Origin of the sequence: Knoellia sp. Soil729, assembly GCF_001427985.1 — a bacterium.
Classification (GTDB): domain Bacteria; phylum Actinomycetota; class Actinomycetes; order Actinomycetales; family Dermatophilaceae; genus Knoellia.
Genome location: NZ_LMSA01000004.1, coordinates 180,580 through 205,515, shown reverse-complemented (window position 1 = coordinate 205,515; position 24,936 = coordinate 180,580). Strand labels below are relative to the sequence as shown.

Annotated in this window: 24 protein-coding genes; 17 read left to right on the top strand and 7 right to left on the bottom strand. The window is 69.2% G+C overall.

All coding sequences use genetic code 11. From position 1 onward, the window contains the following. The first annotated feature begins 30 nt into the window (after positions 1-30). From ASG74_RS14870 to ASG74_RS14855, 4 genes are all read left to right on the top strand, one after another. Positions 31-873 carry a DegV family protein gene (locus ASG74_RS14870; RefSeq protein ID WP_056145297.1) on the top strand — a complete coding sequence of 281 codons (843 nt, stop codon included), beginning with the start codon at positions 31-33 and terminating at the stop codon, positions 871-873. A gap of 13 nt (positions 874-886) precedes the next feature. Then, positions 887-1,498 carry a glycerol-3-phosphate acyltransferase gene (locus tag ASG74_RS14865; protein WP_235499020.1) on the top strand — a complete coding sequence of 204 codons (612 nt, stop codon included), beginning with the start codon at positions 887-889 and terminating at the stop codon, positions 1,496-1,498. A 292-nt stretch (positions 1,499-1,790) separates the two neighbouring features. Further along, a complete protein-coding gene (locus tag ASG74_RS17000) occupies positions 1,791-2,540 on the top strand; it encodes a ComEA family DNA-binding protein (RefSeq protein WP_235499017.1) in 750 nt (249 codons plus the stop codon). Continuing rightward, the gene (locus tag ASG74_RS14855) at positions 2,537-4,915 is read left to right on the top strand and encodes a ComEC/Rec2 family competence protein (RefSeq protein ID WP_082569798.1); all 2,379 of its coding nucleotides are present in this window, start codon (positions 2,537-2,539) and stop codon (positions 4,913-4,915) included. The genes ASG74_RS17000 and ASG74_RS14855 overlap by 4 nt, the downstream gene beginning before the upstream one ends. Positions 4,916-4,921: 6 nt before the next feature. On the opposite strand, the gene ASG74_RS14850 is transcribed toward ASG74_RS14855, so the two are convergent. After that, complete coding sequence (locus ASG74_RS14850) at positions 4,922-5,866, bottom strand: LysR family transcriptional regulator (protein ID WP_056145294.1); 945 nt, start codon at positions 5,864-5,866, stop codon at positions 4,922-4,924. A gap of 115 nt (positions 5,867-5,981) precedes the next feature. Between ASG74_RS14850 and ASG74_RS17275 the strand changes: the two genes are divergently transcribed. Then, on the top strand, positions 5,982-6,170 hold the full coding sequence (locus ASG74_RS17275) for a hypothetical protein (RefSeq protein WP_156465430.1): 189 nt from the start codon (positions 5,982-5,984) through the stop codon (positions 6,168-6,170). Between the two features lie 33 nt (positions 6,171-6,203). Here the strand turns inward: ASG74_RS17275 and ASG74_RS14845 are convergent, their stop codons facing one another. Then, positions 6,204-6,854: a hypothetical protein gene (locus ASG74_RS14845; RefSeq protein ID WP_156465429.1), complete on the bottom strand. Its 651-nt coding sequence runs from the start codon at positions 6,852-6,854 to the stop codon at positions 6,204-6,206. Positions 6,855-7,050: 196 nt separating this feature from the next. Between ASG74_RS14845 and ASG74_RS14840 the strand changes: the two genes are divergently transcribed. The 4 genes from ASG74_RS14840 (at position 7,051) to ASG74_RS14825 (ending at position 11,216) form a co-directional block, all read left to right on the top strand. Continuing rightward, on the top strand, positions 7,051-9,144 hold the full coding sequence (locus ASG74_RS14840; protein WP_200942635.1) for a sensor histidine kinase: 2,094 nt from the start codon (positions 7,051-7,053) through the stop codon (positions 9,142-9,144). Then, positions 9,141-9,800, top strand: a complete 660-nt coding sequence (locus ASG74_RS14835; RefSeq protein WP_056145289.1) for a response regulator — start codon at positions 9,141-9,143, stop codon at positions 9,798-9,800. Before ASG74_RS14840 ends, ASG74_RS14835 begins: the two co-directional genes overlap by 4 nt. A gap of 64 nt (positions 9,801-9,864) precedes the next feature. Continuing rightward, on the top strand, positions 9,865-10,749 hold the full coding sequence (locus tag ASG74_RS14830; RefSeq protein ID WP_056145368.1) for a Sir2 family NAD-dependent protein deacetylase: 885 nt from the start codon (positions 9,865-9,867) through the stop codon (positions 10,747-10,749). A 44-nt stretch (positions 10,750-10,793) separates the two neighbouring features. Then, the gene (locus ASG74_RS14825) at positions 10,794-11,216 is read left to right on the top strand and encodes a VOC family protein (RefSeq protein WP_056145286.1); all 423 of its coding nucleotides are present in this window, start codon (positions 10,794-10,796) and stop codon (positions 11,214-11,216) included. A gap of 15 nt (positions 11,217-11,231) precedes the next feature. Here ASG74_RS14825 and lexA read toward each other — a convergent pair whose 3' ends face one another. Beyond that, the gene (gene lexA / locus ASG74_RS14820; protein ID WP_056145283.1) at positions 11,232-11,981 is read right to left on the bottom strand and encodes a transcriptional repressor LexA; all 750 of its coding nucleotides are present in this window, start codon (positions 11,979-11,981) and stop codon (positions 11,232-11,234) included. Positions 11,982-12,177: 196 nt separating this feature from the next. Here lexA and ASG74_RS14815 point away from each other — a divergent pair, with 196 nt between their 5' ends. The 3 genes from ASG74_RS14815 to ASG74_RS14805 all read left to right on the top strand — a co-directional run bounded on the left by ASG74_RS14815 (position 12,178) and on the right by ASG74_RS14805 (position 14,927). Beyond that, the gene (locus tag ASG74_RS14815; RefSeq protein ID WP_082569796.1) at positions 12,178-12,585 is read left to right on the top strand and encodes a LysM peptidoglycan-binding domain-containing protein; all 408 of its coding nucleotides are present in this window, start codon (positions 12,178-12,180) and stop codon (positions 12,583-12,585) included. 259 nt (positions 12,586-12,844) lie between these two features. Then, complete coding sequence (locus ASG74_RS14810) at positions 12,845-14,251, top strand: plasmid pRiA4b ORF-3 family protein (RefSeq protein ID WP_235499016.1); 1,407 nt, start codon at positions 12,845-12,847, stop codon at positions 14,249-14,251. 103 nt (positions 14,252-14,354) lie between these two features. Next, the gene (locus tag ASG74_RS14805; protein WP_268766036.1) at positions 14,355-14,927 is read left to right on the top strand and encodes a GNAT family N-acetyltransferase; all 573 of its coding nucleotides are present in this window, start codon (positions 14,355-14,357) and stop codon (positions 14,925-14,927) included. 64 nt (positions 14,928-14,991) lie between these two features. Here the strand turns inward: ASG74_RS14805 and ASG74_RS14800 are convergent, their stop codons facing one another. Continuing rightward, on the bottom strand, positions 14,992-16,113 hold the full coding sequence (locus ASG74_RS14800; protein WP_056145280.1) for a winged helix DNA-binding domain-containing protein: 1,122 nt from the start codon (positions 16,111-16,113) through the stop codon (positions 14,992-14,994). Between the two features lie 162 nt (positions 16,114-16,275). Between ASG74_RS14800 and ASG74_RS14795 the strand changes: the two genes are divergently transcribed. Beyond that, positions 16,276-17,790: a S8 family peptidase gene (locus tag ASG74_RS14795; protein ID WP_056145278.1), complete on the top strand. Its 1,515-nt coding sequence runs from the start codon at positions 16,276-16,278 to the stop codon at positions 17,788-17,790. Positions 17,791-17,885: 95 nt separating this feature from the next. Here ASG74_RS14795 and ASG74_RS14790 read toward each other — a convergent pair whose 3' ends face one another. Next, positions 17,886-18,485 (bottom strand): GNAT family N-acetyltransferase, encoded by a 600-nt coding sequence (locus ASG74_RS14790; protein WP_235499013.1) that lies wholly within the window; start codon positions 18,483-18,485, stop codon positions 17,886-17,888. Between the two features lie 337 nt (positions 18,486-18,822). On the opposite strand from ASG74_RS14790, the gene ASG74_RS14785 reads away from it, so the two are divergent. Then, positions 18,823-19,341 carry a hypothetical protein gene (locus ASG74_RS14785; RefSeq protein WP_056145271.1) on the top strand — a complete coding sequence of 173 codons (519 nt, stop codon included), beginning with the start codon at positions 18,823-18,825 and terminating at the stop codon, positions 19,339-19,341. Between the two features lie 172 nt (positions 19,342-19,513). On the opposite strand, the gene ASG74_RS14780 is transcribed toward ASG74_RS14785, so the two are convergent. Next, entirely contained in the window at positions 19,514-19,990 is a 477-nt protein-coding gene (locus tag ASG74_RS14780) for a flavodoxin family protein (protein ID WP_056145268.1), read from the bottom strand. A gap of 47 nt (positions 19,991-20,037) precedes the next feature. On the opposite strand from ASG74_RS14780, the gene ASG74_RS14775 reads away from it, so the two are divergent. Then, positions 20,038-20,364 (top strand): TfoX/Sxy family protein, encoded by a 327-nt coding sequence (locus ASG74_RS14775; protein WP_056145266.1) that lies wholly within the window; start codon positions 20,038-20,040, stop codon positions 20,362-20,364. Here the strand turns inward: ASG74_RS14775 and ASG74_RS14770 are convergent. Continuing rightward, positions 20,337-20,873 carry a hypothetical protein gene (locus tag ASG74_RS14770; protein ID WP_156465428.1) on the bottom strand — a complete coding sequence of 179 codons (537 nt, stop codon included), beginning with the start codon at positions 20,871-20,873 and terminating at the stop codon, positions 20,337-20,339. The genes ASG74_RS14775 and ASG74_RS14770 overlap by 28 nt on opposite strands. Positions 20,874-21,280: 407 nt before the next feature. Between ASG74_RS14770 and nrdR the strand changes: the two genes are divergently transcribed. Together nrdR and ASG74_RS14760 are read left to right on the top strand one after the other, a co-directional pair. Beyond that, complete coding sequence (gene nrdR, locus ASG74_RS14765; protein ID WP_056145259.1) at positions 21,281-21,796, top strand: transcriptional regulator NrdR; 516 nt, start codon at positions 21,281-21,283, stop codon at positions 21,794-21,796. 159 nt (positions 21,797-21,955) lie between these two features. Continuing rightward, entirely contained in the window at positions 21,956-24,910 is a 2,955-nt protein-coding gene (locus tag ASG74_RS14760) for a vitamin B12-dependent ribonucleotide reductase (protein WP_056145257.1), read from the top strand. The last annotated feature ends 26 nt before the right edge of the window (positions 24,911-24,936 follow it).

The following is a 24,936-nucleotide window of genomic DNA, read 5'->3' as shown; positions in this document are numbered from 1 at the left end:
ACGCTCCTGTCCGAGCACTAACCTCGGAGCGTGGCCACCGCACTCGTCACCGACTCCACGGCATACCTGTCCGCTGACCTCGTCGAGGGGCACGGCATCGGTGTCGTCCCGCTCCACGTCGTCGTCGGCGGGCAGGAGCGGCGCGAGGGCGTCGACATCGCGCCGCGCGAGGTGGCCGAGGCGCTGCGCGGGTTCAAGCCCGTGTCGACGTCGCGCCCGGCGCCGCAGGCGTTCCTCGACGTCTACCGCGACCTCGCCGACAAGGGTGCGGACTCGATCGTCTCGGTGCACATCTCGGCGGACATGTCGAGCACGCTGAGCTCGGCGCAGCTCGCCGCACACCAGTCGCCCGTTCCCGTGACCGTGATCGACAGCCGTTCGATGGGCATGGCGATGGGATATGCCGTCCTCGCCGGCGCCACTCTCGCCGCTGGTGGCGCGACCGCGGAGGAGGTCGCGGAGGCTGTGCGGGCCCGTTGCAGCCGGGCGACCGTCGTGTTCTATGTCGACACCCTCGAGCACCTGCGGCGTGGCGGACGGATCGGCAAGGCGAACGCGCTGCTCGGCTCGGCGCTGGCCATCAAGCCCATTCTCGGCCTGGCCGACGGGGCGATCGTCCCGCTCGAGCGGGTGCGGACGTCCTCCAAGGCCATCGCGCGGCTCGAGGAGCTCGCCGTCGCGGCAGCCGGCTCGCAGGCGGTCGACGTGGCGGTGCACCACCTCGACTCCGCCGAGCGCGCCGAGAAGCTCGCTGAGCGCCTGCACTCCCGCATCGACGGGATCGAGGACGTCATGGTCGTCGAGCTCGGAGCGGTCGTCGGTGCGCACGTCGGGCCGGGGACCCTGGCCATCGCGGTCAGCCCTCGGGTCTGAGCCGAGCACGACCGTGACCCTGTCGACCACCGGCACCATCGTGGTGGCCCTCGTCGTGGCCACGGCCTGCTTCGCGATCGGCGGGATCAACCCGGCGACGATCATCGGCCGGTGGCGTGGGGTCGAGGTCTCGTCGGTGGGTTCGGGCAACCCCGGTGCCACCAACCTCGGACGGGCGCTCGGCCGCAAGTGGGGCATTGTCGTCGGGGTCATCGACGTGCTCAAGGGCTTCGTGCCGACCCTGGTCGTGATGCTCACGATGGACACCTGGGTGGCGCTCGTCGCCGGCATCGCCTGCGTGCTCGGCCACATCTACAGCCCCTACCTCGGTGGCCGTGGCGGCAAGGGCGTGGCCACCTCCGTGGGGGCGATCCTCGCGGTGGTGCCGTGGGTGGCATTGGCATCGCTCGTCGTCTTCGCCGTGTGCGTCCCCTTCGTGCGCAGGCTCGGCAACGCGTCCGTGGTGGCGTCGGCGTTCCTGTGGGTGGCGGGGGTGTGGCTCGTGGTGCGGGCTGACGGCACGCCCGACCGAGGCGTGGGGATATGGCTCGTGGTGATGGCGTCGATCGTGCTGGCCCGCCACCGCAGCAACATCGCCTCCTGGATGGGGCGCCTGACCCCCTGAGGTTGTCCACAAGCCGGTGGTTGCGCCCCGCCTGTCCACAGATGAGGCTCACGGCCTTGGGCGGCGCTACGCGCGTTCCTAACGTCGCGGTATGCCGTTGCGCCGCGAACCCGACACCGTGTCACCGCGCGCCTCGGCGAGGGTGCGCGGCGGTGGGAGTGGCCCGGGTGATGACAGGAGTGGCGGCGCTGACAGGCGCGGGGGTGATGACGGGCGCGGGAGGCATCGGCCGCTCGAGGTGCCGCGTGGGCCCGTCTTCGAGCTGCCGGTGAGCCTGCGGGGAGCGCGGTGGGTGCCGAGTCGATCGGCGGTGGCGGCGGTGCTGGGGGTCGTGGCCCTGGTCGCCGTCGTCTTCGGTGCGCGGGTGTGGTTGGCCGGGGATGACAAGGGGACGGCTGTCGGGCCGCGGGGCGTCGCCGGTGCCGAACCGAGCGGGGTGAGTCGTGGCACCTCCACGTTGTCGCGGGCCTCACCAGGGAGCTCGCCGTCGACGTCATCTCCGGCCGGTGAAGGGGCACCTGCCGGACCGTCGGCGAGCCCCGGAGCCGCGGTGGCAGGGCTTGTGGTCGTGCACGTCGTCGGGCAGGTCGACAAGCCCGGGGTCTACCGGTTGCGGGCGGGTGTGCGGGTCGGGGACGCCGTCACGGCAGCCGGGGGTGCGACCCGTGGAGCCGACCTCGCGGCGGTCAACCTCGCGCGGATCCTCGTGGACGGCGAGCAGATCGTCGTCCCCAAGCCGGGTGAGCTCGTGGCGGCGCCCGGACCGGGTGGCTCTGGCTCGTCCGGTGTGGCGGGCGGTGGTGGGTCATCCGGGTCTGCGGGTGGCGCTGGGGGAACTGGCGCAACCAACGGGAAGGTTTCCCTCAACTCCGCCGACCTGTCCGCGCTGGACACGTTGCCCGGCGTGGGTCCCGTTCTCGCACAGCGCATCCTGGACTGGCGCACCGAGCACGGACGGTTCACGACAATCGAAGAGCTGGGCGAGGTGAGCGGTATCGGTGACAAGCTGCTGGCCCAGCTCTCTCCGAAGGTGACGTTGTGAGTGCTGCCGAGGACCCCGGCCTGCGGGCACGGCGCGACGGGTGGACTCGCGAGAAGGTGCAGTTCAGCGACATCCGCCTGCTCGTGCCGGCGCTCGCGGGATGGAGCCTGCTCGCAGTGACTCTGACGTGGTCGGCCGGTCCTCGATGGACCGTCACCGGCATCCTCGGCGGTGCCGTCGTGCTGCTCCACGTCATGGGGCGTGCTCGACGGATCGTGCTCATGCTCGGGGTGGCGCTGCTGGTCCAGGTCGCCGCACAGGGGCAGCACGCACTGAGGGGCGTTGGTGAGCTCGACGATCTCACTGCTGCCCGGGCGGTGGTCACCCTCGACGCGACGATCACCTCGGATCCCCGGACCCTCGCGGCCCGGGGGAGCGGTGACCCGGTCGTCCTCGTCAAGGCCCAGGCGCACCGGGTGGAGGGACGAGGACACAGCACCCCGGCCCACGCGCCGATCTCTCTGCGGGGTGACCCGCAGCTTCTGGCGCTGAAGTGGCACGACTCCGTGCGCCTGCACGGCCGGCTCGCTCCACCGTTGCCCGGCTATCCGGAGGTGGCGGTCCTGCGGGTCTCCGGCCAGGAGGTCACGCGGCGGGCCGGCCTCGTGGCCAAGGTCGCCGAGCACCTGCGGGCCGGGCTGCGCAGGGCGGTCGACCCGGCCCCTGCCGATGCCCGCGGGCTCCTGCCCGGGCTCGTCATCGGTGACACGAGCCGCACTCCACCGGACCTCACCGAGGCGATGCAGGCGACCGGCATGACGCACCTGACCGCCGTGAGTGGCTCGAACATCGCGGTGGTGGGCGGCATGATGCTCGGGCTGTGCGTCCTCGTCGGGGTGGGCCGACGCTGGCGCCCACCCGTCGTCGCCCTGGCGATCCTCGGGTTCGTCGTGCTCGCCCGGCCCGAGCCCAGTGTCGTGCGCGCCGCCGCCATGGGGCTCATCGGCCTCATCGGCATGAGCCGCTCACGCCGTTCGGCAGGGCTGCCGGTCCTGTCGGGGGCGATCGTCGTCGTGCTCCTCGTGGACCCCTGGATGGCTCGCTCGTTCGGGTTCGCGCTCTCAGCGCTCGCGACGCTCGGTCTGCTTCTGTTCACCCGGCCGTGGGGTGACGCGATCGCGCGCAGGCTGCCCTCGAGGCTGGCCTTCATGGGACCGGCGATCGCGATCCCCGTTGCGGCACAGGCGATGTGCGCCCCACTCATCGTGCTGCTCCAGGGCTCGGTGAGCATCGTCGGTGTCGTGGCCAACCTCGTCGCCGCGCCCCTGGTCGCGCCAGCCACGATCGCCGGCGTCGCCGCCGCGTTGGTGTCCGTCGTGGCCGATGCGCCCGCCCAGCTCATCGGGTGGGTCGGCGCCCTACCCACTCTTGGGATCGCGCGCACGGCCCGGGTCATGGCCGACGTGCCGGGTGGCACGATGCCGTGGCCGGATGGTGGGCGCGGCGCGCTCCTGCTCGCACTGCTGACCGTCCTGCTGCTGGGCAGTGGTCGATGGCTCGGCCGCTTCGCCGTGGCCAAACCGCTGGTCGCGCTGGTCGTCGCGGCCCTCACCGCGGCCATGGCGCTGCCGACCCGCGTGGTGACGTGGCCACCCGACGGCTGGCAGGTCGTGTTCTGCGACGTCGGTCAGGGTGACGCTGCCGTCATCCGCACCGGGCCTCGGCGAGCACTCGTCGTCGACGCCGGCCCCGAGCCGGCGCTGGTCGACGGATGCCTGGACGCCCTCGACATCACGGCCATCGATGCCATCGTGCTCACGCACTTCCATGCCGACCACGTCGACGGGCTGCCCGGAGTCCTGGGTGGTCGGACCGTCGGGCAGGTGCTGGTGTCACCGATCGCGGAGCCGGCCCACCAGGTGGATGAGGTGACACGGTGGGCTGGCGCACGCGGCATACCGGTGTCTGCTGTTGCCGCCGGTGACCGGCTCTCGTTCGGGAACGTGACCGCGCAGGTGTGGGCTCCGGTGCGTCGCATCGCAGCTGGGTCGGTGCCCAACAACGCGAGCGTCGTGCTCTCCGTCCACGTGGGTGAGGTGGATGCGCTCTTGCTCGGCGACGTCGAGCGGGAGGCGGCCCACGACCTGGTGCTGAGGATGCGGCGCGACCTCGAGATGTCCTCTGCCGCAGCGCGATTCGACGTCGTCAAGGCACCGCACCATGGCAGCGCCAACCTCGACGCCGACCTCATGTCCGAGGTGCGTGCTCCTGTCGCCGTGATCAGCGTGGGCAAGGACAACGACTACGGGCACCCGACGGCGGCGCACCTCGCGATGCTGCGTCGGGACGGCTACACCGCCTATCGCACCGACCAGCGGGGGAGCATCGCCATCGTCCAGCGCGGTGACCGGATCGAGGTGGTCACGGCGCGATGAGCGGGCTCAGCGGGCCGCTGCGGCCTTCGTGCGGGTCTTGGCGCTGGTGGACCTGGCGCTCTCGACGAGGGCGTCGAGGGTGGCCTTGACCGCCGGGACCCGCTGCAGGTCCGGAGTGGTCACCGCGACGATGTGACGACGCGAGGCCGGTGTCATGGGGAGGGCAGCGACGTCCTCGTGGTGCACGGTCTTGAGGATGAGGTCGGGGATGACGGCGACCCCGAGCCCTTCGGCGATCAGGCCCATGACCGCGACGTAGTCCTCGGTCTCGTAGGCGATGTCGGGGACGTAGCCGGCCGTGCTCGCGAGCTGGAGCAGGTGGCCGCGACAGCGTGGGCAGCCGGCGATCCAGGTCTCGTCCTTGAGCGCTGCCATGTCGACGTTCTTGGAGTGTGCGAGTGCGTGCGTGTTGGGGACCGCGAGCAGCACCTCGTCGTCGAGCAGGGGGGTGGTGACGAAGGCGTCGAGGTCCTCCTCGCCGCGGCCGAGGTCGGTGCCCTCGTAGACGAAGGCCACCGCGAGGTCGCACTCACCGGCGCGCAGCGCGGCGAGGGACTCGCGGGGCTCGCCCTCGCTGAAGGTGATCGAGACGCCGGGGTGCTCGGCCTTGACCTTGGCCAGAGCCTTGGGGACGAGGGTGGCCGACGCGCTCGGGAACGCCATGAGGCGCACCCGCCCGGAGCGGAGCCCGGCGATGGAGGCGACCTCCTCCTCGGCGGCGTCGAGCGCCGACAGGACCGGGCCGGCGTGGCGGGCGAGCACCTGACCGGCCTCGGTGAGGCGCACGCTGCGGCCGATGCGTTCCACCAGGGTGGTCCCCGTGCGGGTCTCGAGGCGGCGCACCATCTGCGAGATGGCGGGCTGCGAGTACCCGAGGGAGAGCGCCGCCGCCGTGAAGCTGCCCTCATCGGCGATGGCGCGCATGACGCGGAGGCCGGCTGCATCGATCATGTCTCCATCCTATAACGCTCAGTTATCACAGTGCCAGTCCTCGTGACAGGACGTGATGGAAGCGCTGGGTGACGGATGGGTGTATCTGTCGCGGGACCCGCGACTCCTTCCTGACATGAACACCACGATTCGCCGGCGCAGTGCCCGGCGCAGCCACCACCCGGACGTCAGCTGCGACGCCCTGGGCCGCTGGTACTGGAAGTGCCAATGCGGTGCGGGAGCCCACGCCGGCGGGTCGGTGGTGGACTGGCGCTGGATGGTCACCGGGGCCCTGGTCCACCAGAACGCGTGCCCCGGAGAATGAGTCCCTGAGTCGCCCCAGATGGCGCTGGGGAGCTCACGCCTCGGAGGTTCGCACGATCGTCACGGCGATGACGCCGAACGCCACGGCGTTGAGCCCCCACCCGATGAGGTCGAGGGTTGGGCTACCCAGGACGACCAGGGCAATGAGGTGGACGGGCTGGCAGACCGTGAGGGCGACTGCCGCCCAGAGGGGAACGGCCCGGGTTCGGATCGCCGCGACACCGAGCAGGACCGTCCCGAGCACGTGGCCCACGACGAAGATCCCGACGGCGAGGTCGGCCACGGGGTGCAGGCCGGTGAAGAAGGTGCCGATGGTCGCGGTGTCGACGCTCGACCGGACGCCGCGCAGGAGGATCGCGTCGCCCACGACGAGCCACGAGAGGCACAGGTAGGCCGGGACGAGCAGGAACTCGGCCACCGTGGTGAGGCGGGGAGCCAGTACGGCGAAGGGCCGCGCGGCGAGGACAGCCGCCACGGGCAGGGTCAGCGACGCGAGGAACCCGAGCCAGATGACGGCGTTCATGCTGCCCTGATGGGCGGTCACGTCCCGGACGACGTCAGCGTTCTCGGTGCTCTGGTAGTAGGGGAGGATGAACCTCAGGACGGCGATGAACGCCGGAGCCAGGGGGAGGACCAGCAGGATGCCGAGGCGCCCGGCGGGGCTCCGACGGGGTGCGGTGGGCATCCCGCTCGACGGTGGTGGCGTGGGCGACGTCGACATCGCCGAAGGCGTGTACGTGGACATGGGGACCTCCAGGTAGTGGTGGAGCGGACCACTCCACACTCGGACCTTGCGTGGTCCCCCGTCTGCGGGCTGTGGTCACGCGTCCCGGGAACACATTCCCGACCTGCGGGAACCCCACGGCGAGCACACTGGGTCCATGACCGGGTCCATGCCGTGGGCCATACCCTCGCCGGCTGCCCCACCGGCCGACTTCCCGTCGTCGCCTGCCTCTCCGGCGCCGGCAGTCCTCTCTCGGCGCCGGGCGCTGGCCGCGACACTGGCGGCCCTGTCCGTCAGCGGGACGGCGTTGTCCGCGTCCCTCACCTACGGCGCCAGATTCTCGTGGGCCGATGCATTCAACGCCTTCATCGTGACGAACGCCTTGATGGGGTTGACGTTCGGGCTGTGTGGCGCGCTGATCCTGTGGCACCGACCCCGACACGTGATCGGCTGGTTGTTCGTCGGTGATGGTGCGGGGCACCTGCTCAGCGCCATGGCTGCGCCGCTGTCCGCCGTCCTGCACGCGGCGGACGCCCCGGCGTGGTCGGTGCGACTCGTCGAGACGGTGTTCACCTACTCGTGGCCCTGGTCCATTGCACTGTTCCTGCCTCTGGCCCTGCTGCTCTTCCCCGACGGTCGGGCGGTTTCCCGGCGTTGGCGTCCGGCGGTGGTGATCGTCGCGGCCACGGCACCCCTGTTCGTCCTCGCGATGGGGGCCTCACCGGGGACCCTTGCCGCGGGACTACCCGAGCCCTACCTCACGATGCCCATCTATGACCGGCTGGGCTGGCTGTGGACCCTGGCCGAGCTCCGCACGACCGGCGCCCTGGCGCTCGGCGTGGTGGCGCTGGTGGTCCGCTATCGACGGGCCGACGAAACGGGCCGGCGCCAGCTGCTGTGGCTCCTGCTGGCGGCGACCGTCGTGTTCGCCATCGTCGTGCCGTGGTCCTACGTCGCCGGGACACCGGTCGGTGTCCTGCTCGCCATCCCTCTCATCCCGATCGCCCTCACGGTGGCGATCGTGCGACATCAGGTCCTCGACATCCGGCTCGTGGTGTCGCGAGCCGTCGCCTGGGCCGGTCTCATGCTGTTCGCGATCCTGCTCTACGTCCTCGTCGCCGGAGTCCTCGCCGACCTGGCCGTCGAGGCGACCGGTCGGGCCGGCATCTCGGCGGTCGTCGTGGCACTGGCGCTCGCCCCGGTCCTTCCACGGTTGCAGCGGGTCGTGGACCGTGTGATCTACGGTGACAGCCACGAGCCGGGCCGGGTGGTCTCGCGGGTCGGGGCTCGCCTGGCGGTGGGGCACGATCCCCTCCACGACGTGGCCGGCTCCATCCGTGAGGCACTGCGACTACCTTTCGTCGCGGTCTCCACGGGCGGTGTGACGGTGGCCGAGTCGGGCACGCCGAGCCCACTCGTCGTACAGCTGCCCCTGGCGTATGCCGGTGAGCCCGTGGGTTCTCTCGACGTCTCGCCGCGCGTGGGGGAGCGTGAGCTCTCGGCACGCGACCGCCAGGCACTCGAGGTGGTGGCGGTCATCGTCGCGGTGGCGGTGAGAGCCGTGGAGCTCACCGCCCACCTGCAGGCGTCCCGTGAGCGGATCGTGGTCGCGCGGGAGGAGGAGCGACGCCGGCTTCGACGCGACCTGCATGACGGACTGGGGCCGGCCCTCACCGGGATGTCGTTGACCGCTGATGCTGCCGCCAACATCCTGGGTGGGGATCACGCCGAGGTGGGAGAGCTCCTCCACTCGTTGCGTCGCGACACTCGCACGACGTTGTCCGAGCTGCGCCGTGTCGTGGATGCTCTGCGCCCAGCGGCGCTCGATGAGCTCGGTCTGGTCGATGCGCTGACCCAGTACGCGTCCCTGCTCACCCGGTCGTCCGACGGTGGCGCCCTCGACGTAGGTATCAGTGCGCCCGCGGACCTGCCAGAGCTGCCGGCGGCCGTGGAGGTCGCGGGCTACCGCATCGCAGTGGAGGCGCTCAACAACGTCGTGCGTCACTCCTCGGCCCACCGCGCTCGGCTGACCCTCACGTGTTCTGAGCAGCTCGAGATCGAGGTCGTCGACAATGGCTTGACGGGTGGACCCTGGGTGCCGGGTGTGGGGCTGCACTCCATGTCCGACCGGGCCACCGAGCTGGGGGGCGTGTTCGAGGCCGGACCCGGACCGGAGGGCGGGATCATCCGCGTCTCGCTGCCCGTGCGATCGCCGACCCGGGCATCGCCGATGCCTTCCGTGTTGCCATGAACGTCCTTCGGGTCGTGGTGGCCGACGACCATCCGATCGTGCGAGCCGGACTCAGTGCGCTCATCGACTCGATCCCCGACCTCGAGCTGGTTGGTGTCGCGGCCGATGGCAAGGACGCAGTGCGTCAGGTGGTTCTGACGAAGCCCGATGTCGCGCTGCTCGACCTCGACATGCCAGAGCTCAACGGGTATGCCGCAACGCGCGAGGTCGCGCGCCTCTCGCCGCAGACCGGGGTGCTCGTCCTCACCATGTCCGTAGACGATGATGCGGTGTTTGCCGCCGTCCGCGCGGGCGCCCGGGGCTATCTCGTCAAGGGCGCGGAGCAGGACGACATCCTGCGAGCGATCCGCGGCGTCGCCGCAGGTGAGGTCGTGTTCGGACCTGGGGTGGCCGAGCGCGTGCTGGCCTTCCTCACCTCGCCACGGGAGAGCCAGGACCAGTCGTTCCCGGAGCTGACCCCACGGGAGCGTGAGATCCTCGACCACATCGCTGCGGGGCGGACGAACGCCGAGATCGGCCACGCACTCGGCTTTGCCGCGAAGACCATCGCGAACAACGTCTCACGCATCTTCGCCAAGCTCCAGGTTGCCGATCGGACCCAGGCGATCATCAGGGCGCGGGACGCCGGGCTCGGTCGCGACCCGAGCCATCCATGACCTGTTGCACGAATGTGGGCTGGGCTCGCCGGGTGCCTACGATGTCGGGGTGAGTCGTGAGGTCATGAGTGAGGTTTCGGTCGGTGAGGTCGCCGCGCTGCTGCGCGAGCGGGGGCCGGCGCTCGTCCTCACCGGTGCCGGCATCTCCACCGAGAGCGGCATCCCCGACTACCGCGGGCCCGACGGCAACCGCCGAGTCACCCCCATGTCACACCAGGAGTTCACCGCGACCAGTGCTGCGCGGCAGCGCTACTGGGCACGCAGCTTCATCGGGTGGCAGCGCTTCACCGCGGCCGAGCCCAACGCGGGCCACTTCGCCGTGGCCGCGCTGCAACGAGCGGGAGCCTTCGGCCCGATCATCACGCAGAACGTGGACGGTCTCCACCAGAGTGCTGGCGCCACGGACGTCATCGAGCTGCACGGCAACCTTGCCGAGGTCGTCTGCCTCACCTGCGAGGAGCGGGTCGACCGCGACCTCGTGCAGGCCTACATGCACGACGCCAACCCCGAGTTCGCTTCTCTCGCACTGGGGCTCGTCGGTGACGGTTCGCGGGTGAGCAGCCAGATCCGTCCCGATGGCGACATCGTGCTTGACGACGAGGCGGTGCAGTCCTTCATCGCTCCGCGCTGTCTCGTATGCCGTGAGGACACCCTCAAGCCCGACGTCGTCTTCTTCGGCGGTTCCGTGCCCAAGCCGCGGGTCGAGCAGTGCTTCGCCCTCACCGACGCGGCGCCGGTCCTCGTGGTGCTGGGGTCGTCCCTGAAGGTGATGAGCGGCTACCGGTTCGTGCGGCGGGCGGCCGCACACGGCATACCGGTCGTCGTCGTCACGAAGGGCCCCACGCGCGCAGAAGCCGAGACCACGCATCGCATCGATGCACCGCTCGGCGTCACGCTGAGTGCCTTGGCGGAGGTCACTCTGCCGCGGGTGATGGCCGGCTCCGACTGACCTCGACGGTTGACGTCCTGGCCGGACGGGCGTTGGGTGGGGCGATGCCTTCCATGCTTCGTCCCAAGCTCGTCGTCCACGACGCTCCCGCAGCCATCGCCTTCTATGAGAAGGCGTTTGACGCCCGGGTCGTGGAGAAGTACACCGCCGGGGACACGGTCGTCATGGCCTCGATGCAGCTGCTCGGCGGCTTCATCTCGCTCAAGGACGAGGACGACACGGACCGCTCTCCCGCCCGGCTCGGCGGGGTGCCCGTCATCGTCGATGTCGTGTGCGAGGACCCGGACGCGGTGGCCGGGCGTGCCGTGGCTGCTGGCGCCGAGATCGTGTTCGAGGTGGCGGACCAGCCGTACGGTGCGCGAGGAGGTCGGGTGCGTGACCCCTTCGGCCACGAGTGGCTCCTGCAGACGCAGCCGAGCATGACGCCCGAGGAGATCCAGCGGGCGATCGACGAGATGATGGGCTGAGCCCGCCGCTCCGGCTCAGATGCGCCGCAGGACCGCGGTGACCTTGCCCAGGATCGTCGCGTGGTCGCCGTCGATCGGGTCGAAGGCCGGGTTGTGCGGCAGCAGCCAGAGCTTGCCGTCCTTGCGCTTGAACGTCTTGACCGTCGCCTCGTTGTCGAGCATCGCGGCGACGATGTCACCGTTGTCGGCGTTGGGCTGCTGACGCACGACCACCCAGTCGCCGTCGCAGATCGCGGCGTCGATCATCGACTCGCCGACGACCTTGAGCAGGAAGAGCGAGCCCTCGCCGACGATCTGCTTCGGCAGCGGGAAGACCTCGTCGACCGTCTCCTCGGCGAGGATCGGCACACCGGCGGCGATCTGTCCCAGGACCGGCACGTAGCTCGCCTCGGGCCTCGCGTCGCCGGAGCCGGTCGGGTCGAGATCCGCGTCGATGTCGTCGGGCGTGGCCCCACCGCGGTAGCCGCGGATGTCGGTCGGGGTGTCGGGGGAGATGACCTCGAGCGCGCGCGGCCGGTTGGGGTCGCGGCGCAGGTAGCCCTTCTTCTCGAGGGCGTGCAACTGGTGCGACACCGAGCTGGGGGAGGTGAGGCCGACGGCCTGGCCGATCTCGCGCATGCTCGGCGGGTAGCCGCGCCGGTCCACGGAGTTGCGGATGACCTCGAGCACCTTGCGTTGGCGCTGGGTCAGCGTGCCGTCACCGGGATCGCGATCGGGCAGCTCATGGACAACGTCGTCGGCGTCCTGGCGGCGCTTGTCGCTCATGAATTCGTCTCCTCGAAGGGCGTTGTCAGTGGTGCCTGATTGGCTTCCTGACATGGAAGCAGCGTACGGAGTTCGTGCTCGCGGATCAAACACCTGTTCGACGCGTGTCTTGAAGTCGTCGAACATCTGTGCTAGAAATCGTACAAGCGTTCGTTCGAACATCGTTTCGATCGTGACATCGACCCAGGAGGACACCATGAGTGCAGTTGCAGTGCTGGACGGCACCACCAATGGGTATGCCGTTCCGCGGAGCCTTCCGCGTCGCACGCCTCAGCCCCGTCTCGTCCTCGTGCCCACGGGCGACGCGGTCCGCGAGGTCTCGCAGCCGACCCTGCGGCTGACCCGCATCGGCCGACTGTTCATCTCGGGCGCAATCGTGCTCGCCGCTCTGGTCGCCGCGTTCCTCGCCTTCACCGGAGGCGCCGCCGCCTCGCCTCCCGTCGAGACGGTCACCGTGCAGCAGGGCCAGACGCTGTCCCAGATCGCGGCCGAGCACCTCAGCGGCGTCTCGGTTGCCACCGGTGTCGCCGAGATCCAAGCCGCCAATGACCTGTCCAGCGCGCAGGTGCGCGCCGGCCAGTCTCTCGTCATCCCGCAGCAGTGACGCTCGCGCGCTGAACGAGCCACCCACTCCGAACCGCTTCGACCCCGGTTCGGTCCTGAGTCCCTGGCCGAGCTTCGACCCCTCGCCGACTCAGCACCGAGGGCGCCCCGCCATTGTTCGCGCGGGGCGCCCTTTGCTGTGTCGCCACTGGCCGCTCGGTGGGGCCGGTGGTTGACTGGACGCCGTGGCCACACCATCGGAATCGGAGCTTCTGGCGGCCTTGCTCGGAGGTCACGGGGCGGGCGATGACGCAGGGGCCGTGCTGGAGACGCTGCTCGCTCGTCAGACCGCCCACCTCGAGGAGATGCTTCGCACGCCGACCCCCGTGGTGGCTCCGGCGCCGGCGCAGGTCCGCGGTTTCCGCGTACGCCTGGACCTGCGGGGGACCAAGCCGCCGGTCTGGAGACGGCTGGAGCTTCCCGGCGACCTGACACTGCCCGAGGTGCACGACGCGATTCAGCTCGCCATGGGATGGACCGACAGCCACCTCCACAGGTTCCGCACCGGGGGCGACTACCGGTCTGCGTACTTCATCACGGGCTGGGACGTCGAGGAGGGCGAGGAAGGGGCCCTGGAGGACGAGGTCCGTCTGGACCAGCTCGTTACCGGCAAGGGCGACCAGCTCTGGTACGAGTACGACTTCGGAGACGGTTGGGACCATGTGCTGTCCGTCGAAGAGGTCCTCGACGAGCCCCCAGCGCAGGTCCGTTGCACCGGCGGACGCGGCGCCTGTCCTCCGGAGGACTGCGGCGGTATCGGCGGCTACCGCGATCTCGCAGCCTGGGTCCGCAGCGACTACTCGCCGAAGCACCTCCCTGACGTCTTCGACGATGCGAGCCATGCCCGCGACTGGTTGCCTCTCGACTGGCACCCGGATCGGTTCGATGCCGACGAGGTCAATGCCGCTCTGGCGCGCGGCGCAAGCGCGGCGGTCGATGGTGGCGATGCTTCGCGGCCCGTCGCCGTGGTGGCCGAGCTCGGTGACCTGCTCGACCAGCTCTCCCGTCGAGGAGTTCTCGTTCTGCACGAGGCCCTCGACCGAGTCCCCTGGCGTGAACCGGCCGAGCTGGCGGACGCCGAGGCCGCCCGCGTCACCCGGACCTACGCGGAGTTCCTCGATGTCATCGGCGACGGCGTGAGGCTCACTTCGGCGGGATACCTGCCTCCCGCAGTTGTCGAGGCGTTCGCTGAGCGCAGTGGAATCTCGAGCTGGTGGATCGGCAAGGTCAATCGCGAGGACCTGACCCCTCCAGTTGGTCAGGTTCGCGACTCGGCTCGTGCGCTGGGGCTGGTGAACGTCCGCAAGGGGCAACTGACTCCCACGGCTGTCGCAGTCCGCTGCCGCGCGGACCCCCAGAGCCTCTGGCGGCACGTCGCGGCTCGGCTGCCTCTGGGGCGCGGGGACTTCGAACGACAGGCAGGTTGGGCCGCGCTTGCGGTGGCGGGCAGTGGCAGTCCGATGGAGGGCTGGAGGGATGAGGTCAGCCGCATCCTGCACGGCATGGGCTGGCGCATCGACAACGACAGGCGCGCGGCTCCTCCTGCCGGCAGCCCCACCTTGGATGTCCTCACCACGTTGGCGGGGGCAGCGCGCGTGGGCTGGCGCGTCACCGGGACCGACCAAGGGGTCGCAGCTACTGCACGTGCCGTGATCGTGCAGTCCTGATGGCCAGCGGGCGGAGCTGTTGGGCCCAGCCCCGCTTGGAGGGCCCGGCGTTCGCCCCAAAACTGTTGGTGGGGAGGGTCCTTCGCCTGATAGGCAGGGCCACGTGACTTCTGGCGCCATTGCCTGGCCGCGCACAACTGAGCGACTCACGCTGCGACCGGTGACGGGGAAGGACGTCGACCAGATGTTGACCTACCGCAACACGCCGGAAGTCCAACGCTGGCTGATCCGGGCGACGGTCGACCCGGTCGTGTTCCGGGAGAAGTGGCTCACGTCGGTGGACGAGCCGTACGACCACTCATGCGTCGCGCTCGTGGGGGACCAACCGGTCGGCAGCGGCATGCTGGAGGTGGTCGACGGCATGGGCCAGGACGATGCTCCCGAGAGCCTGAGGGTCGAGGGGATGCTTGGCTACACCATCGACCCGGCGCACGCGGGCCGGGGCTACGCCACCGAGATCGCCCGCAACCTGTTGTCGCTGGCCTTCGACGAGCTGGGCCTGCGCCGGGTGACGGCTGGGTGCTTCGCCGACAACCCCGCATCGCGCAGGATCCTCGAGAAGGTCGGCATGCGCCTGGAGCAGTACGGCGTCCGGGACTCCTGGCACCACGAGCTCGGCTGGATCGACGGCTGCACCTACGCGATCCTGCGCGAGGAGTGGGACGCGCGCGTCTGAACTGCCTCAACGCGCAATCAGTGCAACGGCCCAACGGGCAATCAGTGGGACGGCGTGGTGGATGTCAGGTAAAGGTGAGGTGGAGTGGGCGCTCGTGGAAGTCGGCGAGGAACTGCGCGGCCACGGCGATGGCGTCGCGCTCGCCGGAGGTGAGGTCGACGTCGGCGCTCACGGTGACGAGGGTGCGGCTGGGTTCGACCTTGCGCTTGAACGTGCCGACGTCCCGACCCTGGACGATGACGACACCGCCGCCTGACTGCGAGACGAGCCGGGCGCGGTCGGCGTCGTGGTCGCGCCGCGGGAAGCCGGTGCTCGGGTAGGTCAGTGCCGCCTCGTCGAACGTCGACAGCAGGTATGCCGGATGCTCCCGGGTCGCGTGAGCGCTCACCGTCGGGTCGAACCAGAGGGTCTGGCCCTCGCACTCGACCGACTCCAAGGGATGCGTGGAGCGCAAAGACGCGGGGGTCGTCAGCTCGGCTGTGGCAGAACGGATCTCGGTGAGGGTGAGACCGCTCCACCGTTGGAGGTCCCGCTCCGAGGCGGGTCCGTGGCCGGCGTAGAAGCGGTGGGTGAGCTCGACGAGCGCCTGCTCGCGTGACCAGGAGTCCGACGGTGCAGGGGGGATCGCCTCGTCGACGAGGACGTACGTGTGCTCGGTGCCGCGAGGGGGCCCGGAGCAGATGACGGAGCGCACCTCGGCGCTGATGAGCTGGTGCGCGAGCGGCTGGCCTGGGCCCGGCAACCCCGCAGCAACGAACTGTGGTGTGAGCTCCTTGCGGGTCAGGGCCGTGCCTCCCCGCAGGACCTCACGGAGCACCTCGATGCCTGAGTCGATGACGCGGGCGGTGATCCCCAGACGCTGGTGCTGTGCCGGCATACCGCCTTCGACCTTGGCGCCGGTGAGCGACTGGATCCAGCGCAGGTCCTCGGGTGCGACGAAGTGCCAGGTGGGCCGCAGGATGTGCGTGCGCACCCAACCGCCGGCCGACTGCACTGCCAGCACACCGGCATACGAGGTGTCGCACGAGCGCATCGCGAGTGAGTGGGCTGCCAGAGGTGCGTCCTGCGACTGGACACAGGTGAGCAGGCGGACGGCGTCCGAGGCGTGGGGGAGGGGCGCGGCGGACAGCCGCTGAACAGCCATCCGCCGGCGCAGCACCCAGTCGCGGGCGACCCGTCGTGTCATGGGCTCATTGTGACGAATCGGGCTGACATGGCCCATAAGAGTGGTCAGAATCGGTTCAGCAGTGGCAATTTCGGGCTGGCCCGGTGAGGATGGAGTCGCCGCCCCGACGAGGGGCGGTCCGCTCGTGCGACGGGCGGCAACACCATTCACAACGGAGTGAACATGACTCGTTCCAGTCAACGTCGGCGGACAACCTTCGCCGTCGCTGTCACGGCGGCAGCTGCCGTCGCCCTTCTCGGCGGAGTCCCCACCGTGGCGTCCGCGACCACGACCGAGGCGTCCACCCCCGTGCCGATCGCGGCGCCCGAGGGCACGACGATGAGCTACATCCTCAACGCCAAGGTCGCCAACCCCGGCCAGACGCGCCTCCTGGAGAAGGCTGTCAACGCGGCCGGCGGCGTCGTGGTCCAGAGCTGGCCCCAGATCGGCGTGGTCGTCGCCCACTCGCAGCACTCGGCCTTCCGTGACGACGTCCGGGCAGCCGGCGCCAACGCGCTCGAGTCGGTGGGTGCGACCCGCACCGCCGAGGTCCTCGAGGGGACCCCGACCGACGTGCAGGCCCCGTGGGGCCCTGGCGCGAGCGGCTACAAGAAGGGTGCGAACAAGCCCACCAACGGCGACGTCGAGGCTCCCACCACTCCGGCTGCATCGTCTTCTGACGTCTACGAAGGTCTTCAGTGGGACATGAAGATGATCAAGGCCGACCAGGCCCACAAGATCACCGAAGGCTCCCGCAACGTACTCGTCGGTGTGCTCGACAGCGGGATCGACCCCGACCACCCGGACCTCCAGGCCAACATCGACGTGGCTGACTCGGTCAACTGCACCAACGGCGGGCGCCCGGACACCTCGGCGACCGGTTGGAACCCCACCACGAGTGACCACGGCACCCACGTCGCGGGCACGATCGCCGCGCCGCGCAACGGCGTCGGCATCGTCGGTGTCGCGCCCAACGTGCGCATGGCCGCGGTCAAGGTTGTGAGCGACGAGGGCTTCATCTACCCGGAGTACGCCGTGTGTGGCTTCGTCTGGGCGGGCCAGAAGCACATGGACGTCACGAACAACAGCTACTACGTCGACCCGTTCGAGTTCTGGTGCAGCGACCAGCCCGACCAGGCCGCTGCCAAGGAGGCCGTGAGCCGCGCCGTGGCGTGGTCGACCAAGCAGGGCGTCGTGCACGCCGCGGCTGCGGGCAACTCGGCCTACGACCTGTCCGACAAGTCCAAGATCACCGACCGTGGCAGTCCCAATGACGGCACCGCGGTGGTCCGAAAGCTCAACGACGGGTGCCAGGACATCCCGGCCGAGCTCCCCGGAGTCGCCACCGTGTCGTCAGCCACCAGCACCGGTGCGCTGTCGTCGTTCTCGAACCGTGGTCTGGGCGTCATCGACGTCGCGGCCCCCGGCAGCAACATCCTGTCGACGATCGTCGCGAACAACTGGTACGGCTACAAGAGCGGCACCTCGATGGCCTCCCCGCACGTCGCGGGTGTCCTCGCGCTCATGAAAACCGCCCACCCGGAGCTCACCCCCGAGCAGATGGTGGCCAAGCTGCGCGCGGACGCGACCGACACGGCCTGCACCGTGACCACCAGGGGTGACGCGTGCCTGGGCACTGCCGAGGACAACAGCTTCTACGGAGAGGGCATGGTTGACGCCCTCAAGGCTGTCAGCTGACGCATCGGTTCCCAGACTGACGCAGCATGACCCTGGACCTGCCGGGGGTGAGCACCTCGCTCACCCCCGGCAGTTTGCCTTCTGGCCGGCGCTCCTCAGCCCAAGAGGGTGCGGCGCATCGTGAGCCGCGGCATCTTGCTTGCCGTGGCACCAGTCGTGCCGACCACCTCGAAACCGTTGCGCTCGAACATGGCTCGCGTCCCGACGAAGGCCATCGTGAGATCCATCCGCCCCTGGGGGTCGACGGGGTGGGCTTCGATGGCGGGTGCGCCGTTGGCCCCGGCGTAGTCCACGGCGCCCTCGATGAGGTGACGTGTCACGCCCCGTTTGCGGTAGCCACTGCGCACCACGAGACAGACGATGCTCCACACTGGCAGGTCGTCGGTCGCGAGCATGAGCTTGGAACGAGCGAGCCGGGTGATCTCGACGCGGGGGCCGATGTTGCACCAGCCGACCGGCTCGCCATCGAGATACGTCACGACACCGGGTGGGTGTTCGCGTTCGCAGAGGGCGCGCATCGCCTGTTCTCGCTGGTCGTCAGCGTCGCCGCCGAGCTCGCCGATCTCACCGACCGTGAGGCGGTGCGACAGACACCAGCAGTGGGTTTGGCGCCGGTTCTTGTTGATGACGTCGGCGAAGTCCTCGAACCGGTCGGGCGTGACGGGGTGCGTCTCCCACTCGGGCTCCGCGCTCATGGGTCCCATCTTGTCTGCCCCCTCTGACGGTCGCTGACCGGTCGTGCTGGTTTGCGGTGTGCACTGCTGCGTCACAGCGCAGCAGTGCACACCGGCAATCCTCAGGGAACAATTCATTGCATGTGCAGTTGTGTAATCATGTAAGCGCTGCAAGAAGATGCAGTCACCACCGGAAGGAGACCCTCATGAGGTCCCACCACACACACTCTTCGGCCCGGACACTTCCGAGAACTCACCCCGCCCCACCGGCCCCGGCATGCGCCACGGCATGAGGGACGGCATCCCCGGTCGCGGGCCTGGCGGACACGGCGGCGGCGGACGCGGTCGCGGTCCCGGCATGGGCCGCCCAGGCGGCTGGCAGCAGGCCGACGTCCCCAGTGCCGACGACGCGCAGGACTGGTTCACCGGGCGTCTGCCCGACGAGTGGTTCAGCGCGCTCGACGTCAACGTCGACCGCGACGAGATCACGGTGATCGGCACCCTGCCCGACGACGCCTCACCCGGCGCTGAGGCAGAGGGTCGCATCAGCCGCTGGCGGGCCGACACCAAGGAGCAGCGCATCGCCATCGCGAGCGAGGCCGAGTCCCGCTACCAGCGCAAGGTGTCGTGGGGGGTGCGGCTCGGCGAGACCGAGGCGCTCTTCACCCACCTCGCCGCACCAGTCATGACCCGTCTGCGCCAGCCCGAGCGCCAGGTGCTCGACACCCTCGTCGACTCCGGCGTCGCCCGCTCCCGCAGCGACGCACTCGCGTGGTCGGTCCGCCTCGTCGGACAGCACGCCGACGAGTGGCTGGGCCAGCTCCGTGAGGCCATGAGCGAGGTCGACAAGCTCCGCTCCCAAGGGCCCGGTCTCTGACGCAAGAAGAGCGCAGGTATGCCGTCCGCTCAAGTGAGCGGACGGCATACCTGCGTCTTTGCGTGCCTGTCCAAAACGGTTCGCGGACCGCGAGGTGCCTCGACACCCGGATCGATCCGGATGCCGAAGGACCACGTGGTTCATGAACCGGATTGAGTGTGTGGCGGGGAGCTCAGGCGTCGGGCATGACGGTCGCGGCCAGCACCGCACCGAGCTCGCGACAAACGTCGAGGGCCTTGCGGTCGGGAGCGCCGGTGACCTCGACCGGCGGGGCGACCGACTCCCAGCCCAGGGCGCCGGCGATGCTCGTGATGGCGCGCACGGCGCCTTCGAGTCCTTCGTTGCCGTGGACGTAGACGCCGTAGGGCCGCTTCGTCGTGGCCAGTAGGCACGGGTAGTAGATCTGGTCGAAGAAGTGCTTGAGGGCGCCTGACATGTAGCCGATGTTGGCGGGCGTGCCGAGCAGGTAGGCGTCGGCCTCGAGCACGTCGCTCGCCGTCGCGGCCAGTGCCGGGCGGACGACGACCTCCACGCCCGTGATCTCGTCGTCGTTCGCTCCGGCGAGAGCTGCCTCGAGCATCCCCTGCATGCCGGGGGAGGGTGTGTGGTGCACGAGGAGGAGCCGGCGCGGGCGGGTTGAGTCGCTCATGCCCGGGAAGCCTACGGAGAGAGGGGGAGCGCGGCATACTCGGCGGCATGGCATACGACGAGGGCCTGGCCGACCGGATCCGTGACGTGCTGCGGGATGAGCCGGGGGTCCGCGAGAAGCGGATGTTCGGGGGGATGGCGTTCCTGGTCGACGGCAACATGGCGGTGGCCGCCGGATCCGATGGAGCGATGATGTTCCGTCGTGACCCCGAGCGTCCGGACCCCATTGGAGATCACATCCGGCCGCAGGTCATGGGGGAGCGGGTGATGTCCGGCTGGCTGCACGTCGACGTCGAAGGGGTGGAGTCCGACGAGCAACTGCGCGAGATCGTGTCCCGAGGGCTGAGCTACGCGAGGTCGCTGCCGCCGAAGTGACGGTCCGCCAATCCACCGCGCGGCGTCAGTACCCGAAGATGTGGACGCTCAGGACATCGACGTGGGACCGCGGTGTCCCGAAGAAGGCGCTCATCCGGCGAACCACCTTGGGATAGGGCCTTCTCCCGGACAGCCCCCGACTCCTTGAACAACTGGTTGGGCACAACGAGGAAGAGATGGTTCGCGTTGACGGCCAGGTGTGTCTTCCACAGGTCCTTGAGGTCATGGTTGTTCGCGGTGGTGCCCCCGCGCTCGACCTCAGCAATGACGCCGGTCCTGTCGGAGAGCGGGAAGTAGAAGTCAGGCCGGGCCTGGGTCACCAAGCCCTCGTCAGGTGTGACGACAACCTCCGACTGGAAGCCCAGTTGCTCCTCGAGGAGGCTGCCGACCCGGTCCTGGATCGCCTTGCTCTGGGCGCCGTGTCGATGAAGGGAGGCGATCGCAGTGGCGTCGTTCTGGAGATGGAGCCGCAACTGCTGGGCCAGTGCGCCCACCGCGTCGAGCTCCACCCGTTCCAGCTCGTCGGCCGGTGGCCGCGAGAGCTGGCGGTACTCGATCACTCGCGGAGCTTTGCAGCTTCTCGGCTCAGAAGCTAGCGCTCAGCGGGAGCGCTGGCACTACTCGAACGCGCAATAAGTGGTGCGGTGGTGTGGCCGAACGGGCAATGAGTCGAGGGTTGGTGGGGCGACACGCCGATGTCACGCACGACACGCAGGAAGTGTCCGGCAGGGCTTGCGACCCGGGTCACAGGGGCGCATACTGGCTACTACATCTAGTGGTTACACCGATGTAGTTCATCCACATGTGGTTCACAGGGGCGGGGTAGTTCTCCACACGTTGTCCCCAGCCCGTCCCCACACTTGTCCCCATTTCGCGGCCCGTCCACGGTCCACACACGCGCAGAGGAGCCCGGTTCATGCACTGCCCGTTCTGCCGTCACACCGACTCTCGCGTCATGGACTCGCGCGCCACCGACGACGGTGCCAGCATCCGCCGTCGCCGTCAGTGCCCCGAGTGCGGCAAGCGCTTCACGACCGTCGAGACCGCGGCACTGTCCGTGGTCAAGCGGTCCGGTGCTGCCGAGCCGTTCAGCCGAGCCAAGGTCCTCGTCGGCGTCCGCAAGGCCTGCCAGGGTCGCCCGGTCACCGAGGACCAGCTCGCCCTCCTCGCCCACCAGGTCGAGGAGAGCATCCGGGCCGCCGGTCAGGCCGAGATCGACGCCCACGAGGTCGGCCTGGCCGTCCTCGACCCGTTGCGCAGCCTCGACGAGGTCGCCTACCTGCGGTTCGCCAGCGTCTACCAGGCCTTCGACAGCCTCGAGGATTTCGAGCAGGCGATCACCCTGCTCCGGGTCGAGCGCGAGGCGCTGGGTCGAGAACCCGAACGTATGCCGTCGAGCAGCTCGGGTGCCCCCGTCGCCCCGCCGGGCTGACGGCTCCACCGCCGCCCCGGACCACGCGGCATACGGAAGAACACCGCACTGTGGTCGCCTCGTGCGACCCCCCGGCCACTGTCAGTGGTCACGTCAATACTCATCAATGAAGTCACAGAAATCGTCCGGGTTGAGCCGGGCAGAAGAGGGAGCCACACCATGACGGAGACCGCCGGCGCACGTGCAGGGGCGCGGAAGTCCACCAAGGGCAAGGGCGTGTTTGTCGAGCGCATCTTCACGACCCCCGGTGTGCATCCCTATGACGAGGTCACCTGGGAGAAGCGCGACGTCGTCCAGCAGAACTGGAAGACCGGCGCAACGATCTTCGAGCAGCGCGGGGTCGAGTTCCCCGACTTCTGGAGCGTCAACGCCTCCACGATCGTCACGACGAAGTACTTCCGCGGCGCCGTCGGCACCGAGGCACGCGAGACCGGGCTCAAGCAGCTCATCGACCGCGTCGTCCTCACCTACGTCAAGGCCGGCAAGGAGCACGGCTACTTCGGCACCGACGAGGACGCCGAGATCTTCGAGCACGAGCTGACCTACGCCCTGCTGCACCAGGTGTTCAGCTTCAACTCGCCGGTCTGGTTCAACGTCGGCACGGCCTCGCCGCAGCAGGTCTCCGCCTGCTTCATCCTCGCCGTCGACGACTCGATGGACTCCATCCTCAACTGGTACAAGGAGGAGGGCTTCATCTTCAAGGGCGGCTCCGGCGCGGGTCTCAACCTGTCGCGCATCCGCTCGTCCAAGGAGCTCTTGTCCTCCGGTGGCACGGCCTCGGGCCCGGTGTCGTTCATGCGTGGCGCCGACGCGTCCGCGGGCACGATCAAGTCCGGTGGCGCGACCCGTCGTGCGGCCAAGATGGTCGTCCTCGACGTCGACCACCCCGACATCGTCGAGTTCGTCGAGACCAAGGCGCGCGAGGAGGACAAGATCCGCGCGCTGCGTGACGCCGGCTTCGACATGGACCTGGGCGGCAAGGACATCGTGTCCGTGCAGTACCAGAACGCCAACAACTCCGTGCGCGTCAACGACGAGTTCATGCGCGCCGTCGAGGAGGGCTCCGAGTTCGGTCTGCGCTCGCGCAAGGACGGCTCGGTCATCGAGACCATCGACGCCCGCGAGCTCATGGGCAAGATCTCCAAGGCCGCGTGGGAGTGCGCCGACCCGGGCATCCAGTACGACGACACGATCAACGACTGGCACACCAACCCCGAGACCGGCCGCATCACCGCGTCCAACCCCTGCTCCGAGTACATGTCGCTCGACAACTCCTCGTGCAACCTGGCCTCGCTCAACCTGCTGAAGTTCCTCAAGGACGACGACACCTTCGACGCCAAGCTGTTCCAGCAGGTCACCGAGCTCGTCATCACGGCGATGGACATCTCCATCTGCTTCGCCGACTTCCCGACCGAGCCCATCGGTGAGACGACGCGCAACTACCGCCAGCTCGGCATCGGCTACGCCAACCTCGGCGCGCTGCTCATGGCCACCGGCCACGGCTACGACTCCGACGGTGGCCGCGCGCTCGCCGCGTCGATCACCTCGCTGCTCACCGGTGCCGCCTACAAGCGCTCCGCCGAGATGGCTGCGGTCGTCGGCCCCTACAACGGCTACGCCCGCAACTCCGACGCCCACAAGCGCGTCATGCGCAAGCACGCCTCGGCCAACGACTCGATCCGTACCATCCACACGATGGACAAGGATATCCACCGCGTCGCGACGAAGGCGTGGGACGACGTCGTCAAGCTCGGTGAGAAGAACGGCTACCGCAATGCCCAGGCGTCGGTGCTCGCGCCGACCGGCACCATCGGCTTCATGATGGACTGCGACACGACTGGCATCGAGCCGGACTTCTCGCTCGTCAAGTTCAAGAAGCTCGTCGGTGGCGGCTCGATGCAGATCGTCAACCTCACCATCCCGCGTGCCCTGCGCAAGCTCGGCTACACGGAGGAGACGGTCGAGGCGATCGTCGAGTTCATCGCCGACAAGGGTCACGTCATCGACGCGCCCGGTCTCAAGACCGAGCACTACGAGATCTTTGACACCGCCATGGGTGCGCGCTCCATCGCCCCCATGGGTCACGTGCGGATGATGGCTGCGGTGCAGCCGTTCCTGTCCGGTGCCATCTCCAAGACGGTCAACCTGCCCGAGAACGCCTCGGTCGAGGAGATCCAGGACGTCTACGTTCAGGGCTGGAAGATGGGCCTCAAGGCGCTCGCGGTCTACCGCGACAACTGCAAGGTCGGCCAGCCGCTCTCCGATGGTGGCTCCACCGCCAAGGACGCTGCGGCCGACAAGGCTGCTGGTATTGCTGCGGCTGGCGCCCAGGTCGTCGAGAAGGTCGTCTACCGCCCGACGCGTGAGCGTCTGCCCAAGCGTCGCTCCTCGCAGACGACGTCGTTCGCCATCGGTGGCGCCGAGGGTTATCTCACGGCCGGCACCTACGCGGACGGTCGCCTCGGTGAGGTCTTCCTCAAGTTCGGCAAGCAGGGCTCCACGCTCGCCGGTGTCATGGACGCGTTCTCGATCGCTGTGTCGGTTGGCCTGCAGTACGGCGTGCCGCTCGAGACGTTCGTCGAGAAGTACTCGAACATGCGCTTCGAGCCGGCCGGCATGACCGACGACCAGGACATCCGGATGGGCCAGTCGCTCGTCGACTACGTCTTCCGCCGCCTGGCGCTCGACCACCTCGACTTCGAGACCCGGTCGTTCATGGGCATCCACACCGCCGAGGAGCGTCAGCGCCAGCTGGAGACGGGCTCGTACGCCCCGTCGACGGTCGATGACGAGGACGCCGAGGCGATCGAGGACGAGATCGAGTCGTTCTCGCAGGGTGTCGGTGCGACCTCACCGAAGAAGACGGCAGAGGTGGCTCCAACCAAGGCTGACTCCTCGGCCAAGGTCGGCGAAGAGGTCACGGACAACTCCGGTGCAGGCGCGGCCTCGGCCCGCAAGATCTCGGACGACGTGCACTCCTCGGCCGAGCTGCTCGAGAAGTTCCAGGGCGTCTCCGCTGATGCGCCGATGTGCATGACCTGCGGCACGAAGATGCGCCCGGCAGGCTCCTGCTACGTCTGCGAAGGCTGCGGAAGCACCAGCGGCTGCAGCTGATCTGATCTGACCTGAGGTCCGAGAGG